An 8,633-nucleotide genomic window follows, 5' to 3' on the forward strand; every position below is an offset into this window, starting at 1 on the left:
ATGACCGACACTGTTGCCAGCCTTGGCTTTGAGGTCGATTCGAAGGGTCTCGATGACGCCAAGCAGAAGCTTGGCGACATCACGGCCTCGGCGAAAAAGACCGAGGACCAGGCCACCAAGACCAGCGAGGCGCTTGGCAAGGTCGGATCAGGCCAGGCCTCTTCCGGCATCAGGAACGCCGCGGCAGAGGCCGACAAGCTCGCCCAGGCGCTGGTCAAGACCGCGAGGGAAGCGCAGAACTCGGTCAATGTCAGCCGGGCGCTGGATGACATCGTCGCCAAGACCGGCGCGTCATATACGCAGGCCAACACGGCGATCCGGGCCGCCATCGATGCACACGGCAGTTCTGCCGCGGCCGTCGTCAAGCATAGTGCGGCCCTTGGCGGCCTGTCCTCGCAATCGCAGGCCGCGGCCCATGCCGTCAGGAGCATGGTCGAGAGCATTTCGCTCGGCGTCTCCCCGGTTCAGGCGCTTACCCAGCAAATGAACCATCTGAGTTATGCCGCCTCGGGACCTGGGGGCATAACGGGCGCGTTTGGCGGCATCGGCCGTATGATTGGAACCGGCGGTGTGGTCGGTATTGCCGTTGCGGCAGCTACCGCGGCGTTCGTGGGCCTCAGCGAAGCCGTGGCATCTGCTTCACAGGCTGTTGCGGTATCTCGGGGTCGCTTCGAATCCCTCGGCGGGCTGAAGCTCGGCGATCAGTATTCAAAGGGACTTGAGGGCCTGACCAAGGACCTTGGCATCGCGCGGGACGCGATCCAGCCGACCTATGAGTCCTTGCTGAAGCTGGTCAATCTGCACAGCACGGAAACTGGGGTTCAGGTTCTCGGCCCCGGCCTGCCGGAGTATTTCGACAAGACAAAATACAGCGCGGACGCTGTCAGCGACGCCATCAAGGGTGTTTACCAGCAACTGAAGCTCGGCGGCTCAGATACTTCGACCGCGACGTCGGCCACCGCCAAATTCTTCGATGAACTGATCAAGAAGGAGGAGCTGACCGGGGACGCATTGCGCGAGCTGGAGAAAATCTCCCCGCGTGCGGCGCAGGCGATCACCAACGCCATGACCAACGGCCGGCTAAATACCGAGCTGTACGCTAAGGCGCTCGACCAGGTTCCGGCGCCGATTTCCAAGATCATCGATATGCTACCGCGCCTGAAGGCCGGCGCAGAGGCCGCGTTCAAGGAGCTGGAGAACAATCCAAAGACGGTCTCGGCGGCCGTCGAGAAGCTTAAAAAGAGCTTCTCGGACTTGTGGAGCAAGGTCACAGGCGGCGGTGACACAGCCTGGTTTGCCCCGTTGACGCAGGCTATCTCTGCAACGGCGGATGCCGTAAACCGCGCGGCCCCTGGTATCTCCTCCGGCATCGATAGCATTACGGGTTACTTCAAGACGCTCGGGAGCGAGGGGGCGGCTGCGATCGGGTTCGTCACGAGCGCGATCAGCTCGATCGCAGGACCACTCGGCCCGGTGCTTTCCGCCATCAAGTCGTTCGTAGATTCCGCGCTCGGCTACCTCAATCAACTGGCAGAAGGGGCGGCATCGGCCGCACAAAAGGCAGCCAGCGCGATCGCGAGCATTGCCAACGGCGGCGGCGGCAATGCGGGCCTGTCGTCCGGCGGCAGCGCAGACAGCACCAACGCCATGGGCGATGTCATGGGCGGGAGCGGAGGATCGTCCGACTACTCATCATCGTCCGATTACTCGGGATCTTCGGGCTATTCCTCCGATTACGGGTCTTCCGGTGGCGCCGACACGAGCGCAATGGACTATGGTGGTGGCTCGACCGATTACGGCTATTTCGCCACCGGCGGCAGCTTCACGGTCGGCGGGTCTGGCGGCACGGACAGCCAGCTCGTGCAGTTCCACGCCACGCCGGGCGAGAAGGTCAGCATCGACACCGGGTCGGGTGGGGCACCATCGGTTCTCGGCAGTTCTGACGCCAAGCAGACCGACATTCTCTCATCCCGCATTGCCAATTCCCAGCTTGAGCAAACCTCTGCGCTTGAGGACGCCATCAAGGCCAGTGCTGACCAGATCACGAACGCGATCAACTCGCTGCGCGGAAGTGTGGTTGCGTCGTCTCCGTCTACCTCGTCCACGACGGCTACTTCGGCGACATCCGCATCCACGACCCAGGCCTACGACCCATTGCAGTTGCCCGGCCCGATGGGCGGCGGCCTCGCTCAGAGCAGCGATGCAAAGAAGGCGGCAAAGGACAAGGAGAAGTCCAAGTCTGAAGACGGCGGCCCGCAACTTCCGGGGCAGGCGGACCAGGACCAGTTTCCCGGAGGAAACTTTGCACAGGGCACGCCGCTCAAGGGCTTCCAGGGTAGCTATAGCTCGGCCAGTCCCGGCTGGATCAGGACCAGCGATGGCGTCGAGATCAAGAAGGGCACGCCCGCCGCACAGGCCTATCTGGACTCCCTGAAGACCACTAACGCCAGCGGCCAGATCAGCAACCCGTTCGCAAGCGGCATGCTCGATCAAAACGGGCTGCCTCTCCGTTCCACGAGCGGGCTTCCTGGCGGTCTCGGCAGCCTCGACAGCCGGAGCGGCCTAGATGCGCTCAAGGACGGCACGGCCAAGACCAACGATAATCTTTCGGACGCCAATCGTTCGCTGAAGGATATCTCTGACGGCACCGATCAGACCACCCAGAAGGTCGCGTCCGGCACACAGGGGACAACCAGCGCGGTCGATGCCGCGTCGAGTTCGATCACGTCCTCGCTTTCGGGCCTCGGCGATAAATTGTCGTCGGCCCTGCAAAATGTCGGCTCCAGCATCACCGGGGCCTTGGCATCCTATGATGCGTGGTCCCATGGCGGCGGGTCCTCCTCCTCGATGGGCGGCGGTGCCTCCGGGTATGGTGACTCATCCGGTGATGGGTCCTCGTATTACGGCAGTTCCGATAGCGGATATGGATCAGTTGGGGGTTCCGGCTCGGGTTACTCGGATGGCTATGGCAGCGGTGCCGGCGCGTTCGACAGCTACGGTCAGGGATACGATACCGGAGGCGATTTCGGGCAGGGCGGGTCGAGCGTCAGCGACGTTGCCAACCAGTACATGGGCGGCGGAGGTTCTGACTACACGTCTCCAGCCTGGAATTACGATAACGGCTCCAGCAGCGGGTCGAGCTTCGATTCCGGGGCAATGGATTACGGCGGCGGCAGCGTCGATGCAGGGTATTTCCGGACGGGCGGCAGCTTTACGGTCCCAGGGTCAACGAACGAGGACAAGACGCCGGTTCAACTCCACGCCACACCCGGCGAGCAAGTCACGATCACGCCGAAGAACATCGCAACCCCAGCCGGCGTTGCGGTCTCTCCGCTGATGCTGAACCCGACTGCAAACGACAACACGAGCCCGCCCCAGTCAAACACGCAAACCACGAACAAGAACGTCAACATCTACGTCCAGCCCGGCATCCAGGCCGAGCAGTTCCTTAGGTCCCGTGCTCAGCTTGCGAGGGCGATGTGATGGTGGACGCTGATCACATCGAGGCGCGGGCCATTGCGCTTGAATTGTTCGTTCGTGCGATCTTAGCGAACATGATCTCGGCGCGGCCTGATCCGTTGGGTGACATCGAGGAGATGAGAGACCAGTTTCACCGCAACCTGTTGCTGCTCCAGGGGGCGGAATCCGAAGAGCGAGCTGAGCGGATCACCGCGTTGATCCGGGCCAAGGTCGATCAGAACCTTGATGAGATCCGCAACCGGGTGCTGCGGGGAATCGAGATTGAGGCTGCTGCGGCAGGCGGGGCGAGGAACTGATTTCACGGAAAGATAGGAAGTTTTGCTAAGCGACAGCAAGCCCGACCTCGACTAGCTGGCGGTCAGCGCCACTGGGCGCATGCGGGCCACGCCGCCGGCCGGGACAGCGTGAGAGTTCAGCTCGCGCCCGCGATGACGATCAGGTTGTTCAGGACCGGCGTAGACATGAACGCGACTATGAGCGCGATGTTAAAAAGGTTGTTGCTGCGCCAAAGCAACCACATCACGACATATGTGCCTGCGAGCTTGGGGATCAGCCACCAGGGCCCGAGCCATGTCTGAGCGACATGCATGAACGGGTTCAGTTCGCGGAGGCCGAGGTTCAGGATCGTGTTTGTGGTGTAAAGGTCGGCGAATCCGAGAAGTAGGACGGAAAACACCAGGAGTGTCTTGAACAAATAGCGGCGCCCCAAAATTATGTCATAAGCGAATGCGAGGCCCTCGGGGTCGTTCTGCTGAAACCATGTCCGTGCGGTCTCGTTCTTCGCGAAGACCTTCAGGTGCTCTGGGTCGCCAACACTCTTGCTCGTGTCAGTATAAATCCATACTTTCATTTCATCAGCTCAAATAGCCTTTTTGCTTCGGTAGTTTGATGCAAGTGGGTGTGTGTTGCAACGGCAAGGTGAACTGCGGCAAGAAGCGCAGAGCGGTTATCGTCTCTCTCCGATGAGGCAAAAGGACGCGGCGAACCTTCACAGATCCGACCTGACCGCATTGGAGCGAGATGAACAAATCGCAAGATGGGTCGAGCTTCTTTCCGCCAAGGGAGTTTCCGACAAGTTGTCGGAAACTAAGCGCGAGGGTAGGCCGGGCGCGGCGGCTTCTGTCGCCAGGATCACCGGAGTGAACGAGCGGAATCTGCAGCGCGCCGTAAAGGTCGCATCCCTTTCAGACGAAGCGAAAGAGGCGGCCAAAGAAGTTGGGCTGGACAATAACCGTTCGGCATTACTGGACGCCGCAGCCAAGCCAACTGTCGCCGAGCAGGTGGCCGCAATCCATCAGCGGCATACTCAACTTCATTTTCCCTTCTCGGCATCGGTCGGAGCATAAGCCGCCTGCCATCCAAGTACGGCGGCCCAAAAAGATCGATCCAATCAGGAACCCAAAGACGATTTCGGCTCTTAGCCAGCGCCATACACGGAGCAAAAATCGCAACATTAAAAAGGCGTCCCCTCAAATCTCCTCCAATGCTACTCCTTCGAGTTCTAGAGCCGCAATACACGCAAAAAGGAATATCCCCAAGGATTGAGCTTTGAAGGCGGCGACGAAAGGAGTTGATGTCGGCAATCGAAAGTTGTGCTTAGCTACACCATTTCTTGCTAAACTTCATACTTTCGGGAGAGCTCGATGGAAAATGGCGGCTCTGCTTTTTTGGGTTTGATGATAATCGGTTTGGTGATCGCAGCCTATTTCATGCCGGCCATTGTGGCTTCAAACCGAGGGCACCAAAACACCGCGGCGATAGTCGTTTTGAATATCTTCTTGGGTTGGACCCTCTTGGGTTGGGTTGTCGCGCTGGTCTGGGCGTTCACCGAGGTTAGAAAAAAAGAGGCCTAGCAAGAGCGGCCCCGCATCAGGCCACGCGCCCCAGCGCCACGCAGGCCATTAGGCCCTTGGGGCGGTCGTACCGATGAGGAAGCGGCGTTAGCGCGGGACCTGCCTTTTCGCCTTCAGCCCCAACTCTACCAGCCGGCGGATGGCCTCTGGTCGCCCGGGCAGGTCTTCCTGCTGACGGCGGAAATCATCGATCTTCTTAGCCATATCGGGCTGAAGTCGCACCAAGACCGGCTCTCCGGTGGCCTCGGCACGCCTCTTTGGTGATTTCGTGATTTCACGACTTGCTTTGCTCATGAGCCCATGATATCACGAAATCAGGCCGAGGCAAGGTTGCACCCTTACCCCGGCCCTAACCCGCGCCAAGGAGTGACCCATGGCCCAAGCTAACCGCCATTCTACCACGAAACTTTCCACGCTGTTCCGTGACCCGTTCCTGAGGGCTGCCTTCCAGGCGGCTGAGGATGACGGTGCGGCGCCATTAATGGCCGACGCTGACCACCCCCGCACGCTGGACGGCGGGGCGGCTGAAGTGATGCCCGATACCGGCCGCCGCGTGCTGGTGGAGGCGTAAATGACCAAGCACGTTCCCCCGTCGTCCACAGGCCAGCCTGTAGCGGTCGTGGAGTCGATAACTGCCGGATTGGCTGCACAGCAGCGCGCAAGGGAGAAGGCTCTCCTGCGCCTCGCCAGACTCAGGAAGAAGGCCATGGCCGAGATCGAGCGGCTGATATCCTTCCTCGACCAATCCGACCCTTACGTCATGACCGAGGCGGAGCCGGACGACGATGAACCGTCTCTGGGCTTCCAGGAGGCATTTCCGGGCCGGGGTGCTGGCGGTGCGGGCGACGACCGCGAACTGGATCTGGGAACGTTCGACCGACTGATCAATCAGGAGCCGGCCGCACGGCGCTTCGACCAGGGCGAGGAGTTAGACACGGCCGATGCAGAACCTTCGCTTGGAAGCTGCAACGGCTGGGGTGGCGATCCCGTGAGCCAGGAGCGCTGGGCATGTGGCTCTCAAAGCGACCGGGAAGATGATCCGACCGAGAGCGGCATTGCCGATCATGACGGCTTGCTGGAGCAGGTCGGGTCGCAGTTTTGCCAACCGGGAGTCCTGGCATGACAGCGGCGCCCCTAGATCTCCTCCGGGAGGTATCGAACTTGACCGCCTTGCTTGCGGTTGTCCTTGCCGGACCTGATGCTGACACCTGCCTGGACGGAGTACATCAGGTCGTGCTCGAAATCGGAGCCCGTCTTGATCTGATTAAGGAGCGCTTGGAGGGCGCCGCGCCCGGCTCGTCCTGAACGCCAGAGCAATACCGAGCACAAAGAGGCCCGCCGGCTCCGCTGGCGGGCCGTCTCGTTATGAAAGGCAAGTGGCAATGGCAAGGACGACCTCGGCGCCAAGGTCTCCCGAAAACATCGTGAAGATAAGCCCGGCAGCAGTGATAACCGCGATTGCTTTAAGTGTGATCATCTCGCAATCCCCTCGCTAATGAAGAGAAAGCTGGACCCGGACTGTTTCGGGAGTGCTTCACGATAGTCAGTAAACGGTTTCGTTCACCGAGGCGTTATCCGGAGGCCGCTGGCGGGCAACGAATAATATAGGTGCTGGTTGCGGAGCCGGCCCGTGGCTTCTTCAACGTGGCGTATTCGCTGGAAACACACCGTCTGCGGGAGCATACTAGTCGGATGCAGGTGCAGTGCCCCAAATGCAAAGTGATCGTCGCCATTGGCACCACCAAGTGGTTCTTTGACGGTGGCGAATGCAGGGAACTCCGCGGTACTGTAGCAGGCGACGCTAAGGCGTATGAAGAGTGCCCGGTCCTGATTGAAGCGGTGTCTAACGCGCGGAAGAATGCCACTACCTAAGTGGCGTTCGGTAAGGTTGATCGATGAGCGACAGCGCACATCCAAAAACCAAACAGAAGGCCAAGCCAAAGCCGAAGCCGTCGCGCGCGAAAGAAGCTAAGCGGCTGGTCCAAGAGGAAATCGACCATCAGCGCGCCACCCTTGAGGAACTACGCCGCAAGATGAACTAAGGCGCACGCCCCCCTTTGGTCATCGCGCGTTTCGATACCCCATAATTGCAAGCTGCGAATTGCCCCGGTCGAAGTCCGGCCGACCGTCGGTGTGCGTAGGCGTGTAGCGGCGGACAGGGTTGGGCATGCCGCCATAAAAGCGCAGCGCCAGCCGGAGTTCAAATTATCGATTCCTTGTAGCCTGGAACGTGCGCGAGGTACTGCCTGCCGTGGGTCGCGACGGAGCGTCCAACGCTGGCGGGGCAGATCAAAAGATTAGATCGCGCAGCGCGTGCGCCACATCCAACAAGCGCCCGTATACGGAGAGCCACCAGGCCGAGCCAGCGACCTGCTCGACAACATTTTTGCCGACAACAAATCCCGCCCCCTTCGCCGCGCCCTTCGCAAATTCACTATGCAGTTCAATTCCCCGTTCCGCTCGCTGAATTTCTCGTTCAGCTAGATCTTTGAGACTTGGGTCAGAGAGGATCTTTTCGCGGTCGTCCTTGAGGAGCGATATCAGGCCCCTGATTTCCTCCTCGTCGTCCTGTTCAGGTTCGAGGCTGGGACCACGGTTGTGCCCCATCGTGCCAACCGGCTTCGGAAGGGAGATCGCGGCTTCGAGAAGAGCGACTCTGACCGCCAGTTCTTCAAGCTTTGCTTGCCGGTCAGGAGCCTGGTCGCTCTGAGCCACCCTGATCGAACGCTCGGGGATAAGGCGTAGGCCACTGTTTGGCGTCCGCGGGGCCGTATCAGATTTGAGCAGGTCCTCGAAGTAGTTGGGCGGGACCAAACCACTGGGAGTCTGCCGGCCGGTCTGTCGGATCTCCAGTTCGATTTGCGACCGAGCCTTGTGAAGAATCATCATCAGTTGTTCGCGCTTGACGGCGCGGCCCGCAAAGCTGAGGCCATTGATCGCCACCTGGGCCTCGGATTGGAGTTGGAGATAGCCCGTCGCCACGATTAGCGCGTTCGCGTCTGCGGCCCACGTCATATATTCGGGCGGAATCGGTCCAGTGTCTGGCAGCACCGGAGCTGAAGCTATGCATTGCGTAAGGGCGCGCTGGAGATCCGCTAGAGGCATCAAGGGCTGCGTTCCGGGCAGTCGCATCACCCGGGTCTCCGATCGTTACCCATATTGATACCCCTGCGCGATAACACTCACTTTGGGAGGGCGCGCACTTTGCTTCAGAATCGGAAAAAGTCTAGAAAAATCAAGTTGGTGGGGGAGGCAGGACTCGAACCTGCGAAGCCATGAGGCGGCTGATTTACAGTCAGC

At 60.3% G+C, this 8,633-nt stretch carries 10 protein-coding genes; 7 read left to right on the forward strand and 3 right to left on the reverse strand.

Translation table 11 applies throughout. The features are described 5' to 3' along the window. Nucleotides 1-3,483, forward strand: coding sequence for a hypothetical protein (locus NR187_RS23115; RefSeq protein ID WP_256807776.1), 3,483 nt, complete (start codon nucleotides 1-3; stop codon nucleotides 3,481-3,483). Beyond that, entirely contained in the window at nucleotides 3,483-3,776 is a 294-nt protein-coding gene (locus NR187_RS23120) for a hypothetical protein (protein WP_256807777.1), read from the forward strand. The genes NR187_RS23115 and NR187_RS23120 overlap by 1 nt, the downstream gene beginning before the upstream one ends. Nucleotides 3,777-3,892: 116 nt before the next feature. Here the strand turns inward: NR187_RS23120 and NR187_RS23125 are convergent, their stop codons facing one another. After that, nucleotides 3,893-4,330, reverse strand: a complete 438-nt coding sequence (locus tag NR187_RS23125; protein WP_256807778.1) for a DUF5658 family protein — start codon at nucleotides 4,328-4,330, stop codon at nucleotides 3,893-3,895. 52 nt (nucleotides 4,331-4,382) lie between these two features. Between NR187_RS23125 and NR187_RS23130 the strand changes: the two genes are divergently transcribed. After that, complete coding sequence (locus tag NR187_RS23130) at nucleotides 4,383-4,826, forward strand: hypothetical protein (RefSeq protein ID WP_256807779.1); 444 nt, start codon at nucleotides 4,383-4,385, stop codon at nucleotides 4,824-4,826. 297 nt (nucleotides 4,827-5,123) lie between these two features. Further along, nucleotides 5,124-5,333, forward strand: coding sequence for a superinfection immunity protein (locus tag NR187_RS23135; RefSeq protein WP_256807780.1), 210 nt, complete (start codon nucleotides 5,124-5,126; stop codon nucleotides 5,331-5,333). An 87-nt stretch (nucleotides 5,334-5,420) separates the two neighbouring features. On the opposite strand, the gene NR187_RS23140 is transcribed toward NR187_RS23135, so the two are convergent. Further along, nucleotides 5,421-5,627 (reverse strand): hypothetical protein, encoded by a 207-nt coding sequence (locus NR187_RS23140; RefSeq protein ID WP_256807781.1) that lies wholly within the window; start codon nucleotides 5,625-5,627, stop codon nucleotides 5,421-5,423. Between the two features lie 79 nt (nucleotides 5,628-5,706). Here NR187_RS23140 and NR187_RS23145 point away from each other — a divergent pair, with 79 nt between their 5' ends. From NR187_RS23145 to NR187_RS23155, 3 genes are all read left to right on the forward strand, one after another. After that, entirely contained in the window at nucleotides 5,707-5,904 is a 198-nt protein-coding gene (locus tag NR187_RS23145) for a hypothetical protein (RefSeq protein WP_256807782.1), read from the forward strand. Next, complete coding sequence (locus tag NR187_RS23150; protein ID WP_256807783.1) at nucleotides 5,905-6,456, forward strand: hypothetical protein; 552 nt, start codon at nucleotides 5,905-5,907, stop codon at nucleotides 6,454-6,456. 772 nt (nucleotides 6,457-7,228) lie between these two features. After that, on the forward strand, nucleotides 7,229-7,375 hold the full coding sequence (locus tag NR187_RS23155) for a hypothetical protein (protein ID WP_256807784.1): 147 nt from the start codon (nucleotides 7,229-7,231) through the stop codon (nucleotides 7,373-7,375). Between the two features lie 247 nt (nucleotides 7,376-7,622). Here NR187_RS23155 and NR187_RS23160 read toward each other — a convergent pair whose 3' ends face one another. Beyond that, nucleotides 7,623-8,315, reverse strand: a complete 693-nt coding sequence (locus NR187_RS23160) for a hypothetical protein (RefSeq protein WP_256807785.1) — start codon at nucleotides 8,313-8,315, stop codon at nucleotides 7,623-7,625. Nucleotides 8,316-8,633 lie beyond the last annotated feature (318 nt).

The sequence above is a fragment of the Bradyrhizobium sp. Bra64 genome (assembly GCF_024519875.1).
Lineage (GTDB): Bacteria > Pseudomonadota > Alphaproteobacteria > Rhizobiales > Xanthobacteraceae > Bradyrhizobium > Bradyrhizobium japonicum_G.